This is a genomic window from Nocardia sp. PLKS1-43, assembly GCF_059510335.1.
In genome coordinates this window covers 405,093-422,625 of record NZ_JCAJZQ010000002.1, presented here as the reverse complement: position 1 = coordinate 422,625, position 17,533 = coordinate 405,093, and the positions used below count along the sequence as shown (strand labels likewise).

Below are 17,533 nucleotides of genomic sequence, written 5' to 3'. Positions count from 1 at the left end.
CGCGACACCTTCCGCGACCGCGAATCCCCCGCAGGGCAGCGGGCCGCGCCCGGGGCGAACTGTACTGTGGGCGTGGTCATTCGACGTCCTGACCCACGGGAACGGCCAGCCCCTGCGCACCGAGTTCGGAGGTGACCGCATCGGGGGCGAACCTGGCCAGCAGATCCAATCCGATGCGTGCCCGGCGGACCCGCTCGCGGCCCAGCGCCACCGCCGTCGCTTCCAGATGCGTCCCGCTGGGGTAGATGTTCGGTGCGTTGCGCAGGCCGAATTTCAGGTACACCGGCGCGGCTACCCGGACGATCTCGGCGATCTCGTAGTGCCGCACGAAGCCGCCCTGATCGTCGGGAGCCTCCACGTAGATGTCCAGCGGGATGTCGACCACGCGCCGGATCTCGGCGAGCTGGGCCGGGCTCAGATCGGTCGGGACGTTGTAGGTGTCCGCGCCCAGATCCTCCGCGATCCGGATCGCGGCCGGATTGGCCAGGCCCATCTGCACGCTGATCTTGAACTGCATATCCGGTGGGAGATACCCCTGCTCCCGCATCCGCGCGGCCGCGGAGAGCACCCCGATATCGGTTATGAGCACGCTGCGCAGGCCGAACCGCGCGGCCCGCTCGATATCCAGCAGACAGTGCGTGAGCTGCTCGTTCCCGCGCGCCTGTGCCCCCACCGCGCCGGCGCCCGAGGCCGATGCCGCCGCGCCCGTACCCCATCCGGCCAGCGGCCGGGCGAACAGGCTCACCTCCACCGGTTCCGCCGCACCCTGCGCGGCCATGGCCGACAGCTCGTCATCGGTGAGCAGCAGCACGCCGCTGCCCTGCGACAGTCGGTGCACCCTGACGCCCCGGGCGCGTGCCTCCGCCAGCACCGCGGCCAGTACAGCGGGACCCTCCACGCTCGGGATTTCCACCCGGTACTGCGCACCGTCGGGAAAACGTTTCGCGCTCGCCGCCGCCGCGGGCCCGTCCGTATCGGACATACCGTTGGCCCGCAGGAAATCTCGTACCTGTCCGGACATCAGGACTCCGTTCGGGCCGCCATCGCATCGGCCGTCGTTTCGATGAGTTTTCGGCAGGCGCGTGCGGCGGCGTCGGGACGACCCCGCCGGACCGCGTCGAGCACCGCGCGATGCATCGGCAGGGTCTGCTCGACCCCGCCGGGCAGTTCACTGGTCGCCTCGAGGCCGTGCTGCAACCCGGACTCCAGTAGCCGGCCCAGCTGTTCGACGAGCTGATTTCCGCTGGCCCGCAACAGGGTCAGATGGAAGGCGAGGTCGGCGGCGACGAACTCCTCGCTTGCCTGCGGCAATCGCGCGGCGTGTTCGGCCATCGCGTCGTAGGCGGCGCTCATCGCCTGGATCTGTGCACCATCCACCCGCTCGGCGGCCAGGCGGGCTGCGCCCGGCTCGACGATCAGGCGCAGTTCGAGCAGATCACGCACGAACGCCGGATCGGTGTTGTGCCAGCCGATCACCTGGCGGTCCATCAGATTCCAGGACGAGCGCGGCAGCACCCGAGTGCCGATCCGCGGCCGCGGATCGACCAAACCCTTGGCGGCCAACGCCTTCACCGCCTCACGTACCCCGCCGCGGCTGACGCCCAGCTGGGTGGCGAGATCGGATTCGTTGGGCAGCTGGGAATTCTCGGCGTAGACACCCGAGACCACCCGCTCGCCCAGCCAGTCCACCACCCGGCCGTGCATCGTGCGATGCCTGCCCAGCGGGCCGGCGGAGAAAGTGTTCATGACTAAATCATCGAATGATTGGATGGTAAAAGTCAAAGCGTTGTATCTTCGAACCGACTGCACGACAGGAAATCCGATGAAGATCACCAAGCTCAGCACGCACGTTCTCGGCACGGCGTGGCGAAATCTCACCATCGTCGAGGTTCACACGGACGATGGCGTGACCGGCCTCGGCGAGGTCCGCATGCTCAATCACACCGACGCCCTGCTGGGCTTTCTGGCCGAGGCGACCGACAACCACATCCGCGGCAGCGATCCGTTCGAGGTGGAGTCGCTGGTCCACCGGATGATGCGGCTGGACTACGCGCGGGCCGGGGAGATCGCGATGTCGGCGCTCGCCGCGGTCGAGATCGCCTGCTGGGATATCCAGGGCAAGGCCCTGGGCGTGCCGGTGTACCGGCTGCTCGGCGGTGCGGTGCGTGACCGGATCAAGGCCTACGCCAACGGCTGGTACCAGGTCGAGCGGACTCCGGAGCAGTTCGCCGAGGCCGCGCGAGGCGTCGTCGCGCGGGGATATCGGGCGATGAAGCTGGACCCGTTCGGGGCCGGGATGTTCGAGCTGGACCACGTCGAGACCAGCCGCTCGCTCGAGCTCGTGGCCGCGGTGCGTGAGGCGGTGGGGCCCGAGGTCGAGATCATGATCGAGATGCACGGCCGCTTCAACCCGGCCACCGCGATCCGCCTGGCCGGACTGCTCGAACCGTACGATCCGGCCTGGCTCGAGGAACCGGTGCCGCCGGAGAATCTGGCCGCCCTGGCGAAAGTGGCCGCGCACACCTCGATTCCGATCGCGACCGGTGAGCGCATGCACACCCGATACGACTACCGCGAACTGTTCGCGCTGCAGGCCGCGGACATCCTGCAGACCGATATCACCCACTCCGGCGGGCTGTGGGAGGCCAAGAAGCTCGCCGCAACCGCGGAATCGCACTACCTGCTGATGGCGCCGCACAACGTCGGCGGACCCATCTCCACCGCCGCCAACCTGCACCTGGCCGCGACGACGGTGAACTTCAAAGTGCAGGAACATTTCAACGATTTCGCCGACGTCTTCGTCAAGGACTGCGCCCCCGGGCTGCCCGAGGTGGTCGACGGCTACTTCCCGCTGCCGCAGGGCCCGGGCTTGGGTGTCTCGCTGGATTACCAGGCGCTGGCGCGGCATCCGCGAAAGCCGGTGAACTTCAACCTGTTCAGCTCGGGCTGGGAACGCCGCCAGGCCGCCGAGGGCTGATCACACACGTTCCGGCCGCGGGCCGGGCGACCCGAAATAAGTGGTAGATGAGGAACCCGCAATGTCAGAACATCTTTCCGATGCCGTAGAGATCTCTCGGACCGCGAGCCGGCGCGGCGCGTTGAAACTACTCGGGGGCGCGGGCGGCGCGGCGGCGCTGGGCACGCTGCTGTCGGCCTGCGCCAGTGCGACCCGATCCGGATCCGGTGGGGTGGGCAACTTTCCGTCGACCCCGGCGTGGAAGTTCGTGTTCGTCAACCATGTCACGACGAACTCGTTCTTCATCCCGACCCGTACGGCCCTGGCGGACGCCGCCAAACTGCTCAATCTTCCCACCCCGCAATGGACCGGCTCGGAAAACGGGACCGTCTCGGAGATGGTCAGCGCCTTCGAGAACGCGATCAACTCCGGCGCGGCGGGCATCGCCATCCCGCTGACCGACAACAACGCCTTCGTCGAGCCCACGAAACAGGCTCTGGCCAAGGGGATTCCGGTCGTCGCCTACAACGCCACCGCGCCGGGAAACTATCCGCTGGCCTATATCGGCCAGGATCTGTACAAGTCCGGCATGCTGATGGGGCAGCGGATCGCGCAGAGCGTCACCTCCGGCACCATCCTGGTCGGCATCGCCCAGCCGGGCGCGAACAATCTGCAGCCGCGCCTGGACGGGCTGACCGCGGCACTGGCGAAGGCCGCGCCCGGTGTGGTCGTGAAATCGATCAATACCGGTGCGGCACAGGCGGGTGAGCTCAACGCGATGACAGCTGCCTATGCGGGCCAGCCCGACGCGGTGGGCCTGTACGCGGTGGACGCGGGCAGTACCGCCTCGATCGCGCAGCTGATCTCGAGCAAGAACATCGCGGGCAAGGTGCATGCGGGCGGGTTCGACACGCTTGCGGACACGATCAAGGGAGTTTCCTCGGGCGCACTGGAATTCACCATCGACCAGTCCGCCTACATGCAGGGCTTCCTGTCGGTGCTGTATCTGTACCTGTACCGGCTCTCGGGCACACTGCTCGCACCGCCGGAAACCGATACCGGCCTGACCTTCGTGACGAAAGAGAATGTCGCGGCGTACAACTCGGGCAGCGCCTACGAGGGGCAGCAGGGCCACAACCTGGGCGCCATGCCCGCCTCGATCCCGCTGCCGCAGCCGTCGACGGTGACGCTGTGACAGAACGGTCCTTCGGCCGCACCGTCGTACAGGCACTGGTGCGGCAGAAGGAACTGAGCATTCTGATCGCCACCATCGCGGTGGCGATCTATTTCAGCATCACCACAACCGGTTTCAACCTCTCGGACAACTACATCACCATCATCCACTACCTCGCGCCGTGGGCCATCGTCGGCGCGGGCGAGGTGATGTTGCTGATCTGCGGTGAGATCGATCTGTCCGCCGGGTTCATGTTCACCCTGTCGCCGTTCGTGCTGATGTCGTTCTTCAACGGCGGAACTCCGCTGATTCTGGCGCTGATCCTGGCACTGGTCGTGTGCGCGGCGATCGGCGCGGCCAACGGGTTCATCTCGACCCGGTTCGGCATCGCGTCGTTCATCGTCACCCTCGGCAGTTCCTTTCTGCTGGAAGGTATCTCACTGCTCATGTCGAACGGCGCACCGGTCGCCGCACCGGCCTCCGGCTGGGTGGTCTCGGCGTTCGGCAAGGCGCACTGGTCCGAGTTGCTGTGGGTGCTGGGGATCGTGGCGGTGATGCAGACCCTGTTGTCCGCCACTCGATTCGGCATCAGCACCCAGGCCACCGGCGGAAATCCGGTGGGTGCGGCCGAGGCGGGCATCCGGGTGAATCTGGTCAAGGTGGTGAACTTCGCGATCGTCAGCACGCTGGCGGGACTGGGCGGCATCATCGACGGGCTGCGGCTGGGATCGTTCGATCCGACCAACGGCGGCCCGAACACCATGTTCCTCGCGGTCGCCTCCGCGGTGATCGGCGGCACCGCACTGCTGGGCGGGCGCGGCACCGTGGTGGGCGCGCTGCTGGGCGCATTGTTGCTCGGCATCGTCTTCGACGGATTCTCCCTGGCCGGAGTCAGCGCGAACACCTTCGACGTCGTGCTCGGCGTCGCGATCGTCATCGCGATGCTGCTGAACGTGTATCTCGGACACCTACGCAAGCGAATGAGCCGCACATGACACAGACAACCGAAAATCCGGACGATGTTATCCGTGCCGAACACATCAGCAAGCGGTTCGGGCCGGTGCAGGCACTGACGGATATCAATCTGCGGGTGGCCCGCGGGGAGATTCTCGGCCTCATCGGCGACAACGGCGCGGGCAAGTCGACGCTGATCAAGATCCTCACCGGATTCCATCAGCCCGACAGCGGCCGGCTGCTGTTCCAGGGCAACGAGACTCGGCTGCGTTCGGTGGTGCACGCACGATCACTCGGAATCGAGACGGTGTTCCAGGATCTGGCGCTGATCCCGGATCTGCCGGTGTATCTGAACCTGCACCTGAACAAGGAACTCGTGCACCGCCCGCTGCCGTTCCTGCGGCGGGCGGAGATGAAGCGCCGGGCGCGAGAGTCGTTGGACCGCATCGGGATCAACATCCCGTCGGTCACCGCGGAGGTGGGTGCGCTGTCCGGCGGGCAGCGGCAGGCCATCGCGGTGGCGCGTTCGGTGCACTCCGAGGCCAAGCTGCTGCTGCTCGACGAGCCGCTCGCGGCGATGGGAGCCAAGGAGGGCGGCCAGATCCTGCGCCTGCTCGACCGGCTCAAACAACAGGGCGATCTGGCCATCATCCTCATCGCGCACAACTACAGCCAGGTCGTGGACGTCTGCGACCGAGTCAACCTGTTGCAGCACGGCGAGATCACCTTCGACCGTCCGTCGAAGGACACCTCCGTCGAAGAACTGCTGTCCCTGGTACATGCGGAATACCGCCTGCCACCGGCCTCCGGTGACTGATCCCGGTACCGAATGAGGGGGTGCGGGCCGCTGTTTCGCAGCGGCCCGCACCGATTCCTATTCCGTTCCGAAGGCGAATACCGTTGTGGAACTGAAGGTTTGGCCGGGGTTCAGAGTGGTGGTCGGGAATTCGGGGTGGTTGGGGGAGTCGGGGTAGTGCTGGGTTTCCAGGGTGAATCCAGCGCCCTGGCGGTAGACATGTCCGCTGGTGCCGGTGAAGGTTCCGGTCAGGAAGTTGGCCGTGTAGAACTGGACGCCGGGTTCGGTGGTGGAGACGGTGAGCGTCCGCCCCGACTGTGGGTCCTCGGCCTTGGCGGCCTGCACCAGTCCGGTGTCGTTGCCGCGGTTGATCACCCAGTTGTGGTCGTAGCCCTGGGCGAGGAGCAGCTGCGGGTCGTTCGCGGTGATGTGCGCGCCGATCGCGGTGGGGGTGGTGAAATCCATCGGCGTGCCCTTGACCGGCACGAATTGCCCGGTCGGGATCTGCGTGGCGTCGGTGGGAGTATAGGTGTCGGCGTTGATGGTGAGCTTCTGGTCGTAGCCGCCGAGCGTGGATTCACCGGCCAGATTGAAGTAGCTGTGATTGGTCAGGTTGATCACCGTCGGTGCGTCGGTGGTCGCGCCGTAGTCGATCCGGAGCTGGTTCCGTTGATCCAGGGTGTAGGTGACCGTCGTGGTCAGCGTACCCGGATATCCCATTTCGCCTGCGGGACTGACATATTGCAGCTTCAGCCCGACCGTTCCGTTGCCGTTCTGCGGCGTGGCCTGCCACACTTTCTGATCGAAACCGTCGGTGCCGCCGTGCAGGCTGTTGCCGTTGTTGTTCACCGGGACGTGATACTCGGTGCCGTTCAAGGTGAAGGCGCCCTTGGCGATTCGGTTCGCGTACCGGCCGACGAGTGCGCCGAAGTAAGGTTTGCCCGAGCCGTTGTTGGCCAGATACCCGTCCAGCGTGGGGAATCCGAGAACGACGTTGTCGGCACGGCCGGATTTGTCGGGCGCCTCGATCGACTGCACGATGCCGCCGTACGTGAGTATGCGCACCCGCATGCCGTGCCCGCTGGTCAGGGTGTAGCGGCTCACCGGTGTGCCGCCGACCTGGCCGAACGGTTCGCTGCTGATCGTGGGCGCCGTCGTGGCCGCGATCGTCGTCGTACTGCCTTCGTTGGCGGTGTTCTTCGTCGTGGTGCTGCTACAGGCCGCCAGACTCGCAACCCCGGCGATCGCCACCAATCGAAGTAATGTCCTGCCGCGCATGGGAGCTCCTTGCATCCTCATCGAATCCCCCTGTGCACAGCGATTATCCGCGCGTCGGCGGGTCCGGATCACCGATTTCGGGCAAGATGTCGAATCATTCGATGAATAGATGAATCAGACCTGCTCGCAGGGCATCCGGAAACGACGCCGGGCGGGAAGCGGACCAGTTGGTCGCTTCCCGCCCGTGTCGATACGCGAGAAATTCAGCCCGCGACGGCGTGCGGAGGTGCGGTGAATCCCTGGGCTGCCCCGACCGCCGCCCCGGCCGCGGCGCCCAGCGCGGCGGCGGAGACCGTGACGGCGCCCGCGCTGATCGCCGCACCCAGCACCGGCCCGGCGATCAGGCCGCCGACGGGCAGGAACGGGACTCCGGCCACCAAACCCGTCGCAGCGCCGACGACACCGGAGCTGACAGCCAGCGGCACGGCGGCCGTTGCCCCCGCGACCGCGCCGATGGCGGCAGTGCCGACGGTCGCCGAGGCGATCCGGTCCGACCGGGTCCGCTCCATGCCGACCGAGTCCAGGAAGGTGGCAACGCCCGCCTCGGCCCTGGCGGCACCGTCGTTCACCGCGACCTCCTGGCCGCGATCGATCCAGGTCGGCGCGTCCAACTGGACGTCACCGAGCCGAAGCTTGCCGGGCGGCGGTGCGATCGGCGCCACCGGGGCGACCGCCGTCGGCGCGTGCAGCGCGCCGACCGGAGCCAGATACCCCTGGCCGGGCAGCGGCCGAGCGGACGGCAGCGAGCTGAGCACATCGTTGGCGACGTACGGCTGTGCGTTCGGGATACTGCTCGCGGGCGACCGCGTGGGTATCGCCCCGTGCTCTGCCGTATTCGAATGCGCGGGAGCGGCGGAGGCCGCACCACTTCCGACGACGGTCAGCACCAGCGGAACCGCGCTCGCCGCAACGACACTGCCGACGCGGTTGCGGTGCGGATTGGGCGCTCTGTGTTTGCCTCCGGCCATTGCGACCTTTCTTCAGTACGGGGACAGTATCGACGCCCGGCATTCGGATCCATCCGGCCGCTGGATTGGTCGGATCCGGTTATGCGTGGAAAGTCGCGGTGCTCAGCCCGCCTTGGGGTCCGCCGCCGTTTCCGCCGCGTGCGCGCCGGCGCCGATCCCGGTTTCGGCGCGCACCTCTTTCTCGTCGCTCTCGTTACCGTTGAGCGCCTCGAGCGCCAGCCGCGCGAACACCCACTGTTCGGTGGCGGCCATCTGCCCGCGGTTACGGCCCAGGAACGCGACGAACCACTGGAAGACCGTGACCAACCGGCTGCGATACCCGATCAGGTAGTACAGGTGCAGCACCAGCCACATCAGCCAGGCGATGAAACCGCTGAACTCCAGCTTTCCGATCTGGCACACCGCGTCGAATCGCGAAATGGTGGCCATACTGCCCTTGTCGAAATACTTGAACGGCGCCCGATCCGCGGCTTTCTGCTTGCCCGCCACCTCGGCGGAGATCTGCTTGGCCGCGTAGGTCGCGCCCTGAATGGCGCCCTGGGCTTGGCCGGGCACACCCGGCACCGACATCAGATCGCCGACCACGAAGACATTCGGATGTCCCTTGATTGTCAGATCGGGTTCGACGATGACGCGCCCGGCCCGGTCGGTCTGCGTCCCATCGGAGCGTTCGGCGAGCAGTTTGCCCAGACTGCTGGCCTGCACACCGGCCGACCAGACCTTGCAGGCGGCCTCGATGCGACGTTCGCCGTCGTGGTCCTTGATCGTCACGCCGCGGGCGTCGACATCGGTGACCATGGCGTTGAGCTGCACCTCGACGCCCATCTTCTCCAGTCGCTGCTGCGCCTTCGGGCCGAGTTTGGGCCCCATCGGCTTGAGCACGGCGTCCGCACCCTCCACCAGGATGACGCGGGCGTCACGGGGATCGATGTGTCGGAAGGTGCCCACCAGGGTGCGATCGGCGAGTTCGGCGATCTGCCCGGCCAGCTCGACGCCGGTCGGGCCCGCGCCGACCACGACGAAGGTCAGGAATCGGTCCCGCTGCTCCTGCGTCGTGGACAGCTCCGCCTCCTCGAACGAGCCGAGAATCCGGGCGCGCAGTTCGAGGGCGTCATCGATGGTCTTCATGCCCGGGGCGTAGGTGGCGAAATGGTCGTTGCCGAAGTACGACTGCTGTGCACCGGTGGCCACGATCAGGCTGTCGAAGGGGGTGACGGTGTCCCGGTTCAGCAGTTCGGAGGTGACGGTCCGGTTGACCAGGTCGATATCGTGTACATCGCCCATGATCACCCGCACGTTCTGCTGCTTGCGCAGCACGATGCGGGTCGCGGGGGCGATCTCGCCGGTGGACAGGATGCCGGTGGCGACCTGATACAGCAGTGGCTGGAACAGGTGTGTGGAGGTCTTGGAGATCAGGACGATGTCGACGTCGGCCTTCTTCAGATGTCTGCAGGCGAACAGACCGCCGAAGCCGGAACCGATCACCACCACCCGATGGCGCTGCTTACCGCCGGTCTGGTTGCTCATGTCTCCCGCTCCTCGCACGATCGCGTTGGCTGTACCGACACGCCATACCGTAGTCGGCGACCAACGGACAGTCACGGCGAGCGTGCGGAACCGGCGCGCCCGGTTCACGCCTCCGGACGGTGTATCGCCTGGTCGGAGAAGGGGCCGGGACCGTGCTCCTCGGGCAGATCGATCGGCCCGGCGAATCGGTCACCGCCGATACTCTCCACCGAAGGCCACAGGAACGCGGTCAGCCGGTCGACGAATTCGGCACGGTCGCGGACCGGATCGCGGCCCCAGTCCTCGGCCGACATGAGGATCGCGCCGATGGTCGCGCTGGCCCAGACCCGGGCCAGCGCCGGATCCGCGCCGACGGTGCTAAGGATGGATTCGAAGACCTCGGTGGCCCATTCGGACAGCCGGGCGAACAGCGGGCGGTGATGGCCGGTGGCGCCCGCGCCGGATGCACCGGATTCGTCCGATTGCAGGCGTTGCATGAGCAGGTGGTGCAGATTGGGGTCCGCGTCGACGAAATCGCAGACCAGCGCGACGATCGCGCGCAACAGCTCGCGGACCGGCAGGGGCTGGGCCAGAATCGTGTCGGCTGCGGCGAGCAGACCGTCCATATGTCGTTCGGCGAGCGCGTCGACCAGGGCGGGCATATCCGGGAAGACCGCGTAGACCGCGGTGCGGGCGTATCCGGCCTCGGCGGCGACCTGGGCGAAGGTGATCGGGGTGCCGGACTCGGCAACAACGCGCTCGGCGGCGTTCAGGATCTCCGCGCGGCGGACGGCGGGATCGCGCGACGGGCCGCGCGGACGCCCGCGCGGACGGCGCGATTCGCTCGGTGTATCCCTTGTCACACTGCCATCGTACCGGTAATGTACAAGGTGTACTTTTATTGAAAGGCTCGCTGATGGTCAGTGTCGACAGTGCGGAACGGGAAAATCTCGGACTTCTGCAGATTCCGGACCGGCATCCGATCGACCGGATCCTACGTCTGCTCCCGTCCCGCGAGCTGTCGCTCGCCGCCCCACCCGCGGGGAGTGGGCAGCTGACCGTGCGCGGCGATGTGGGTCTGCCGTATCTGGGCCGGGCGTTGCAATATCTGCGCTGGGGCACCGCGGAGATCATGGACCGGTACAACCGCTACGGTCCGGTCAGCTACAACAAGGCGCTGGGCATCGAACGGGTGCTGGTCGCCGGGCCCGAGGCAGTGGACGAGGTGATCGGCAAGCGCCGCAACGACTTCGGGCAGGGGTGGGACTACTTCATCGGTCCGTTCTTCCATCGCGGACTGCTGTTGCTCGAGTTCGACGAGCACATGTACCACCGCCGGATCATGCAGCAGGCATTCACGCGCGACCGGCTGGTTTCCTATCTGGCGCACCTGGCGCCGGCCGTCGACAACGCCATCGCGCGATGGGTGCCCGCGGGTGCCGACGGTGCGCGGGTGGAGCTGTATCCGACGGTGAAGGATCTGGCGCTGGAGACTGCCAGCGAGGTCTTCATGGACGCCGATCCGGGCCCCGAACGCCGCCGCCTGGGCTCGGCGTTCATGGATTGCACCCACGCGGCGCTGTCGGTCGTGCGGCAGCCGCTGCCGGGCACCGCGTGGCGAGCCGCGGTGCGTGGTCGCAAGGTGCTCGAGGAGTACTTCCAGCGCATGCTGCCGGAGAAGAGGCGTTCGGACACACCGGACTTCTTCTCCGCGCTGTGCCATGCCCGCACCGAGGACGGCGCGCAGTTCAGCGATGCCGACGTGGTCAACCACATGATCTTCCTGATCATGGCCGCACACGACACCACGACCACGACGGCCACCGCGGTCGCCTACTACCTGGGCCACCACCAGGAGTGGCAGCAGCGGGTGCGGGCCGAGGTGCTGGCCTTGCACGAACGGACCAACGGAGCCCCGCCGACCATCGCCGATCTGGACGAGTTGCACGACCTGGAGCTGGTCATCAAGGAGAGCCTGCGCCTGGTGCCGCCGGTGCCGGGGCTGGTGCGTCGCTCGGTGCGCGACACCGAGATCGCGGGTCACTACATTCCGGCCGGCACGCATATCGACGTGGCGTACGGCATCAACCACCTGCTACCCGAATTCTGGTCCAACCCAGCGGTTTTCGATCCGGAACGGTTCGCCGAGCACCGCCGCGAGGACAAATCCCACCGGCTGGCCTGGATGCCCTTCGGCGCGGGTGCGCACAAGTGCATCGGCATGCACTTCGGCATGCTGGAGGTCAAGGTCGTCATCGCCGCCATGGTCCGCGAATACGAGTGGCTGATCCCCGAAAGCTACCTGATGCCTTGGGGATTCAACACCATCCCGTTCCCGCGCGACGGCGCCCCGATGCACTTGCGCAGGCGCTGAGCCTTATCTGCCGCTGAGCAGGATCTTGGCGACCTGGGTGGTGGTCTGCTCGCCCTCGTCGTAACCGCCCTTGTTGCCGAGGTCGTTCATGACGGCCAGGGTGTAGCGCTCGCCGGGGCCGGCGAAACCGACCGAGTTGACCACCCATCCGCTGCTCTCCTGGGACCAGCCGTTCTTCAGGCCCGGATTCATCGCCGCGCCCGCGCCCCAGACGCCCCAGTGCTGGTTCGTGTCGACCTTGCGCATGCGGTCGACCAGGTAGTTGCGGTCGGCCGGATTCATGTGATCCAGGACGTTGGACATCAGCCGGTCCAGGTCCGCGGCGGTGCACTTCTGGAAACCCCAGTCCGGGAACACCTTTCCGGCGGGGGTGGGCTGCGGGGCGAGGCCGGTCATGCCGTTGGCGCGGAAGGCGTTGTTGAAGGCCCGGTGGTCGGGTCCGGCGAATTTGGTCCAGAGGATGTCGGCGGCGTTGTCGTTGGAGGTCGCCAGCATCGACTCGAGCAGGGCGCGATCCTGCGGGGTGATGGCGATCGCGCCGACGCGCTGCCGGTTGATCAGGTCCTCGGCGATGGCGAGTTTGATCGTGGAGGCGGTCCAGATCGGCGTATTGGCATTGCCGTTGCTGTACACCGCGCCGGTTTTCCGGTCGCGCACAACGTAACCCGTGACGCCGGGCCGCCCGGACAGATAGGAGTTGACCTGCGCGATGCGCTGGCTCATATCGCAGTCGAAGCCGTTGACACAGCCTTGGACGCGAATCGGGAACGCCGCCGCGGGGGCCGGGTGTACGGCCGGTGCGGTGGCCATCAGGCCGGCGGCGAGAACGCAGGCACCGACGGCCATGCGTGAGGGGCGAGTAGCGCGCGAGGCGGAGCGAGGATGACGCACGGTGGAACACCTTAGACAGACAACTGCGTCCGATGCACGTCTTGAGCTCTGCCGCACATTGTGCTAGGCCACCGTGGCCGTTGTCGCGCAGTGCGTTTCGGCCGAGGCCCGGCTCGAAACGGGCCTGCTGTGCGCCTCAGCGGAAGGCGGCGAGCAGTTCCTCGACACTGCGGCCGTTGAGCCGGTAGCAGTGTGAAAAGGCCTCGGTGTGCCGGTCGCGAGGCCAGGAGTTCAGCACGATCGTTCGGCCGTAGTGGCGTGAATTGACCAGTTCCCAGCGGTCACCCATGCGGCGAACCGTGAACCCTGATCTGGGTACGAGGGGAATCACCGACGCAGACATTTACCGAACCAGCCTTTCGAAACCGCTTCTCCCGTTGCCTCCCCGCAGAGCACTGTGGCACATCGCGCCCGGTCCACCGGGGTGACACGCGGTGTGGAGTCCCGGTCGATGCGCGGATTCGCCGTCGAGCGTGGATCCGCTTGTGTTGCTACGAATTTGGTATATATCGAGAATTGCGGACAATGTGGTGTTCAACACCATTCGCTGTAGGGTAGCCACGGGTCGGGAGTTATCTCGGGGCCGAATTCGGGGCCGGTGTGGTCGTCGGCGTGTCCGGATGGTCACGGTGTGTCGAGGTCGGGTCGGGCCTGTCGGGGTGCACGATTGTCGGGACCGGATTCCTGGTCTCGACGCTCACCTGCGGTTCGCTGGGGGCGGTGCGAACCGTCTCGGGCGCGGGGCCTCGGGGGCGGCGCGATCGCGGGCGGTAATGTCGCGTGGTCGATCGGCAGGTGCCGGGCCGAGACACAGTTCACCGGGTCGCGGTGTCGCGGGCCGCGCGGAAGAGACGGAGAGGCGGTCCATGGCGCTGCACATCCACCGGGCCGAACGTGCGGACACGCTCGCCGGTGAGCTCGCGTCGCTGCTGGCCCGGCCGCTGGCGGACCCGTTCGCGGCCGAGGTGGTCACGGTCGGGGCGAAAGGTGTGGAGCGCTGGCTGACGCAGCGGCTCGCCGGTGTGCTCGGCGCGGGTGGCGGTGACGGTGTGTGTGCGAACGTGCGATTCACGTCCGTGGCCGCGCTGACCGCCGATGCCCTCGGCGCGGCGAGCGGTATCCCCGCCGATGCGGACCCGTGGGCGTCCGAGCGCATGGTGTGGTCGCTGCTGCGGGTGCTCGACGCGTCGGTCGGTCAGGCGTGGTGTGCGGTTCCGGCGCGGCATCTGGGTGCGGATGATCCGTCCGGTCGGTCGTACCGGGCGGGTCGCCGGTTCGCCACGGCCGCGGGTGTCGCGGCGCTGTTCGACGGCTACGCCACCCAGCGTCCGAGTGTGATCACCGACTGGGCCGCGGGCGCGGACACCGACGGATTCGGTGCGCAACTACCGGCGGATCTGCGGTGGCAGCCGCAGCTGTGGCGGCGGCTGCGCGAGCGGATCGGCACGCCGAGTCCCGCGGAGCGGCTGCCGGAGGCGTGTGCGCGGTTGCGCGCCGAGCCGGGCATCGTCCAACTGCCGCAACGGATTTCGCTGTTCGCCCCGGCGCGGCTGAGCGCCGACCAGGTGGACGCGCTCGCCGCGCTGGCCGAACATCGCGACGTGCACGTGTGGTTGGCGCATCCGAGCCCGGCGATGTGGGACACGCTGAACGGACTCGGCGCGGCGGCCGAGCCGGTGCGCAGGTCGGCCGATTCCGGTGCGCTGGCCGTCGCGCATCCGCTCTTGGCCGCACTCGGACGCGACGCGCGCGAGCTTCAGTCGCGGGTGCTCGCGATGGGTCCGGCGATCGATGTCCATCATCCGGGCGAAGGCGAAAGCCGCTCGCGCACAGTGCTTTCCAGCTTGCAGGCGGATATCCGAACCGATACCTGGCCGCCGCGGCGGGATTCGATGCCCGATGACGAGACCGTGCGGGTGCACTCGTGTCACGGGCCCGCCCGGCAGGTTGAAGTGCTGCGGGACGTACTGCTGGGCCTGTTCACCGAGGATCCGACGCTCGAGCCGCGCGATGTGATCGTGATGTGCCCGGACGTGGAGAGTTTCGCGCCGCTGGTGCGAGCGGCGTTCGGGCCTCCGCACCACGATCCGCGGGCCGGTGAGAACGCCACGGCGGCAAGCAATCCCGGGCACGATCTGCGTGTGCGGCTGGCCGACCGCGCGTCGGGGATCGCCAACCCGGTGCTGGCGGTGCTGCTGGCGCTGTTCGATCTGGCCGACGGCCGGGTGACCGTGACCCAGGTGCTCGATCTGGCCGCGGCCGAACCGGTTCGGATGCGCTGCGGATTCGACGACGACGATATCGAGCGGCTGCGGGAGTGGGCGGCGGAAACCGGTGCGCGATGGGGAATCGGACAGCGGCAGCGACAGGCGTTCGGGCTCGGCGACTTCGCGCAGAACACGCTCAACGCCGCGGTGGACCGGATCCTGCTCGGCGTCGCGGCGGGCGAATCCTCCGAGGACTGGCTCGATCTCGCGCTGCCGCTCGAGGATGTCGACTCCGGTGATGTGGATCTGGCCGGGCGGTTCGCCGAATTCACCGACCGTCTCGCGGTCTGCGTGCGGGATCTGCGCGGGCCGACGCCGGACGACCCGGCCGGGGGAGTGCGTCCGGCGCACGAGTGGGCCCAGGTGCTCGGGCGGGCACTGGATCTGCTGACCGAGGTGTCGTACGCGAACACCTGGCAGGCCGTGCAGGCGCGCCGCGATGTGGCCGCGGCCCTCGAACACGGCGGCGATATCGCGTTGCGGCTGCCCGATATCGCGGCGCTGCTGCATTCGCGGCTCGCCACCCGCTCGGTGCGCACCAATTTCCGCACCGGTGAGCTGACCGTCTGCACGATGGCCCCGATGCGTTCGGTGCCGCATCGCGTGGTGGTCCTGCTGGGCTTGGACGACGAGGTGTTCCCGCGGGCGGGCGGCGTCGACGGTGACGACGTGCTGGCGCGCGAACCGCATGTGGGAGAACGCGATCCGCGCAGCGAGGATCGGCAGTTGCTGCTGGATGCGATCATGGCCGCGGGGGAGCGGCTGGTCGTGCTGCACACCGGGGCCGATCCGGTCACCGGCGCGCATCGCCCGCCCGCGATCCCGCTGGCCGAACTGCTCGACGTGCTGGCCGCGCGGCGGGGCGGTGATCTCGGCTCGGTGGTGCTACGACATCCCCTGCAGGCCTTCGACAGCCGCAACTTCGATCCGGTGCGGCCGTTCAGCTTCGACGCGATCGCGCTGGCCGGTGCGGGCGCCGCGGCCGGTGCGGTGCGCGCGCCGGGCGGCTTCCTGCCCGCTCCGCTGCCCGCCGCCGCGCGCTCGGATGTCGAACTCGCGGAGCTGATCTCCTTCGTCGAGCATCCGGTCCGGGCATTTCTGTGGCAGCGCCTGGGAATTCGGGTGCCCGAGGAGGAAGAGGAGATCGACGAGCGGCTGCCGATCGAACTGGACGGCCTGACGAAGTGGAATATGGGCGAGCGCATGCTGACCGCGCGACTGCACGGCGCCGAGCCCGAGACGTTGCGCGCGGCCGAATGGCGGCGCGGGACGCTGCCGCCGTTCGGACTCGGTTCGGCGGTGCTCGACGAGGTGGAGAGCACCGTGGACCGGTTGGTCCGGGTGGCCCGGCCGATCCACGAATTGCCCTCGCGCAGTATCGATATCGCGGTCGACCTGGGCGAGGGCAGATTGCTGCGCGGTACGGTCGCGGACGTGCACGACGATGCGGTGGTCCGCACCACGTTCTCGCGTCTGGCCCCGAAACATCGGGTCGCGGCGTGGGTGCGCGTCCTGGCCTTGGCGGCGACCGAACGGCATCAGAGCTGGCGGGCGCTGAGCATCGGGCGCGGCCGCTTCGGGCGTCCAGCTTGGCGTTCGGAGCTGACCGCACCCAATGGCGCTGTGGCGCAGGAGATTTTGCGTGACCTCGTGGCGTTGCGCGATCTGGGCCTGAACGAACCGCTGCCGATCGCCACCGCCGCGTCGGCGGTCTATGCCGAGCGTCGTTGCCAGGGCGCGAGTGTCGAGGAGGCCCGCGCGGCGGCCGATCAGGAATTCCTCGGCGGCCCGCACGGCCCCAAGCCCTACGGTGAGCACACCGACCGCTATCTGCGCTACATCTGGGGCCCGGCGCCCCGCCTCGAACTACTGGAAACCCCACTGGCCGAACCGGACCCAGCGGGCGAACCGACCCGGTTCGGATCCCTCGCCCGCTGGCTGTGGAACCCGTTGCTCGCCGCCGAAACCCAGGGACAGCCATGAGTGAGGAACTTTTCCCCGTCGAGGCCCCGGCCCACCGTCCCCGCCGCCGTACCCCGAAATCCCCGTCGTCCCACCGCCCGGCCACGCCGGTCACCGCGGACCTGTTCGACCTGCCCGAGGCGGACGAATCCGTCGTCCCCGCAGGTACCTACCCCGGGTCCGCTGCCAAGGCCGCGAGCGGCGAACGCGAGCAACCTACGGGCGCAGTCGAACCGGCACATGACCATGTGACCGAATCGTCGGAGTACGCCGAGGGTAACCCCGCGCGTACCAACCGCGGTGCCGCTGCCGAGGTCGGGAGGGGCGAACGCGGGCAACGTACGGGCGCAGTCGAACCGGCACTCGACGATGTAATCGAATCGTCGGCGCACGCCGAGGGTAACCCC

General features: G+C 67.9%; 14 protein-coding genes. 6 read left to right on the top strand and 8 right to left on the bottom strand.

What is annotated here, in order from left to right:
• Positions 1 to 76 precede the first annotated feature (76 nt).
• Complete coding sequence (locus tag AC5WS7_RS09810) at positions 77 to 1,021, bottom strand: U32 family peptidase (RefSeq protein WP_495954100.1); 945 nt, start codon at positions 1,019 to 1,021, stop codon at positions 77 to 79.
• Positions 1,021 to 1,746, bottom strand: coding sequence for a FadR/GntR family transcriptional regulator (locus AC5WS7_RS09805; RefSeq protein ID WP_495954099.1), 726 nt, complete (start codon positions 1,744 to 1,746; stop codon positions 1,021 to 1,023). The genes AC5WS7_RS09810 and AC5WS7_RS09805 overlap by 1 nt, the downstream gene beginning before the upstream one ends.
• A gap of 76 nt (positions 1,747 to 1,822) precedes the next feature.
• On the opposite strand from AC5WS7_RS09805, the gene AC5WS7_RS09800 reads away from it, so the two are divergent.
• The 4 genes from AC5WS7_RS09800 to AC5WS7_RS09785 all read left to right on the top strand — a co-directional run bounded on the left by AC5WS7_RS09800 (position 1,823) and on the right by AC5WS7_RS09785 (position 5,901).
• Entirely contained in the window at positions 1,823 to 2,977 is a 1,155-nt protein-coding gene (locus tag AC5WS7_RS09800) for a mandelate racemase/muconate lactonizing enzyme family protein (protein ID WP_495954098.1), read from the top strand.
• A gap of 61 nt (positions 2,978 to 3,038) precedes the next feature.
• Entirely contained in the window at positions 3,039 to 4,151 is a 1,113-nt protein-coding gene (locus AC5WS7_RS09795) for a substrate-binding domain-containing protein (protein WP_495954097.1), read from the top strand.
• Positions 4,148 to 5,125, top strand: a complete 978-nt coding sequence (locus AC5WS7_RS09790; protein WP_495954096.1) for an ABC transporter permease — start codon at positions 4,148 to 4,150, stop codon at positions 5,123 to 5,125. Before AC5WS7_RS09795 ends, AC5WS7_RS09790 begins: the two co-directional genes overlap by 4 nt.
• Complete coding sequence (locus tag AC5WS7_RS09785; protein WP_495954095.1) at positions 5,122 to 5,901, top strand: ATP-binding cassette domain-containing protein; 780 nt, start codon at positions 5,122 to 5,124, stop codon at positions 5,899 to 5,901. Before AC5WS7_RS09790 ends, AC5WS7_RS09785 begins: the two co-directional genes overlap by 4 nt.
• Positions 5,902 to 5,958: 57 nt before the next feature.
• Here AC5WS7_RS09785 and AC5WS7_RS09780 read toward each other — a convergent pair whose 3' ends face one another.
• The 4 genes from AC5WS7_RS09780 to AC5WS7_RS09765 form a co-directional block, all read right to left on the bottom strand.
• On the bottom strand, positions 5,959 to 7,158 hold the full coding sequence (locus AC5WS7_RS09780; RefSeq protein ID WP_495954094.1) for an aldose epimerase family protein: 1,200 nt from the start codon (positions 7,156 to 7,158) through the stop codon (positions 5,959 to 5,961).
• 203 nt (positions 7,159 to 7,361) lie between these two features.
• Positions 7,362 to 8,126 carry a hypothetical protein gene (locus tag AC5WS7_RS09775; protein WP_495954093.1) on the bottom strand — a complete coding sequence of 255 codons (765 nt, stop codon included), beginning with the start codon at positions 8,124 to 8,126 and terminating at the stop codon, positions 7,362 to 7,364.
• Between the two features lie 102 nt (positions 8,127 to 8,228).
• Entirely contained in the window at positions 8,229 to 9,653 is a 1,425-nt protein-coding gene (locus tag AC5WS7_RS09770) for an NAD(P)/FAD-dependent oxidoreductase (protein WP_495954092.1), read from the bottom strand.
• A gap of 104 nt (positions 9,654 to 9,757) precedes the next feature.
• Positions 9,758 to 10,495: a TetR/AcrR family transcriptional regulator gene (locus AC5WS7_RS09765; protein WP_495954091.1), complete on the bottom strand. Its 738-nt coding sequence runs from the start codon at positions 10,493 to 10,495 to the stop codon at positions 9,758 to 9,760.
• A gap of 53 nt (positions 10,496 to 10,548) precedes the next feature.
• Here AC5WS7_RS09765 and AC5WS7_RS09760 point away from each other — a divergent pair, with 53 nt between their 5' ends.
• Positions 10,549 to 12,006, top strand: a complete 1,458-nt coding sequence (locus tag AC5WS7_RS09760) for a cytochrome P450 (protein WP_495954090.1) — start codon at positions 10,549 to 10,551, stop codon at positions 12,004 to 12,006.
• Between the two features lie 3 nt (positions 12,007 to 12,009).
• Here the strand turns inward: AC5WS7_RS09760 and AC5WS7_RS09755 are convergent, their stop codons facing one another.
• On the bottom strand, positions 12,010 to 12,852 hold the full coding sequence (locus AC5WS7_RS09755) for a serine hydrolase (RefSeq protein WP_495954089.1): 843 nt from the start codon (positions 12,850 to 12,852) through the stop codon (positions 12,010 to 12,012).
• A 181-nt stretch (positions 12,853 to 13,033) separates the two neighbouring features.
• Positions 13,034 to 13,186 (bottom strand): hypothetical protein, encoded by a 153-nt coding sequence (locus AC5WS7_RS09750; protein WP_245717908.1) that lies wholly within the window; start codon positions 13,184 to 13,186, stop codon positions 13,034 to 13,036.
• Positions 13,187 to 13,763: 577 nt separating this feature from the next.
• Here AC5WS7_RS09750 and recC point away from each other — a divergent pair.
• Positions 13,764 to 17,147 carry an exodeoxyribonuclease V subunit gamma gene (gene recC, locus AC5WS7_RS09745; protein WP_495954088.1) on the top strand — a complete coding sequence of 1,128 codons (3,384 nt, stop codon included), beginning with the start codon at positions 13,764 to 13,766 and terminating at the stop codon, positions 17,145 to 17,147.
• Positions 17,148 to 17,533 lie beyond the last annotated feature (386 nt).

Bases quoted from the DNA above. Each gene is read 5' to 3' on its own strand.
- AC5WS7_RS09760 (WP_495954090.1), top strand. From the start codon at position 10,549: ATGGTCAGTGTCGACAGTGCGGAACGGGAAAATCTCGGACTTCTGCAG.
- AC5WS7_RS09770 (WP_495954092.1), bottom strand. From the start codon at position 9,653: ATGAGCAACCAGACCGGCGGTAAGCAGCGCCATCGGGTGGTGGTGATC.
- AC5WS7_RS09795 (WP_495954097.1), top strand. From the start codon at position 3,039: ATGTCAGAACATCTTTCCGATGCCGTAGAGATCTCTCGGACCGCGAGC.
- AC5WS7_RS09775 (WP_495954093.1), bottom strand. From the start codon at position 8,126: ATGGCCGGAGGCAAACACAGAGCGCCCAATCCGCACCGCAACCGCGTC.
- AC5WS7_RS09785 (WP_495954095.1), top strand. From the start codon at position 5,122: ATGACACAGACAACCGAAAATCCGGACGATGTTATCCGTGCCGAACAC.
- recC (WP_495954088.1), top strand. From the start codon at position 13,764: ATGGCGCTGCACATCCACCGGGCCGAACGTGCGGACACGCTCGCCGGT.
- AC5WS7_RS09805 (WP_495954099.1), bottom strand. From the start codon at position 1,746: ATGAACACTTTCTCCGCCGGCCCGCTGGGCAGGCATCGCACGATGCAC.
- AC5WS7_RS09780 (WP_495954094.1), bottom strand. From the start codon at position 7,158: ATGCGCGGCAGGACATTACTTCGATTGGTGGCGATCGCCGGGGTTGCG.
- AC5WS7_RS09755 (WP_495954089.1), bottom strand. From the start codon at position 12,852: ATGGCCGTCGGTGCCTGCGTTCTCGCCGCCGGCCTGATGGCCACCGCA.
- AC5WS7_RS09800 (WP_495954098.1), top strand. From the start codon at position 1,823: ATGAAGATCACCAAGCTCAGCACGCACGTTCTCGGCACGGCGTGGCGA.
- AC5WS7_RS09750 (WP_245717908.1), bottom strand. From the start codon at position 13,186: ATGGGTGACCGCTGGGAACTGGTCAATTCACGCCACTACGGCCGAACG.
- AC5WS7_RS09810 (WP_495954100.1), bottom strand. From the start codon at position 1,021: ATGTCCGGACAGGTACGAGATTTCCTGCGGGCCAACGGTATGTCCGAT.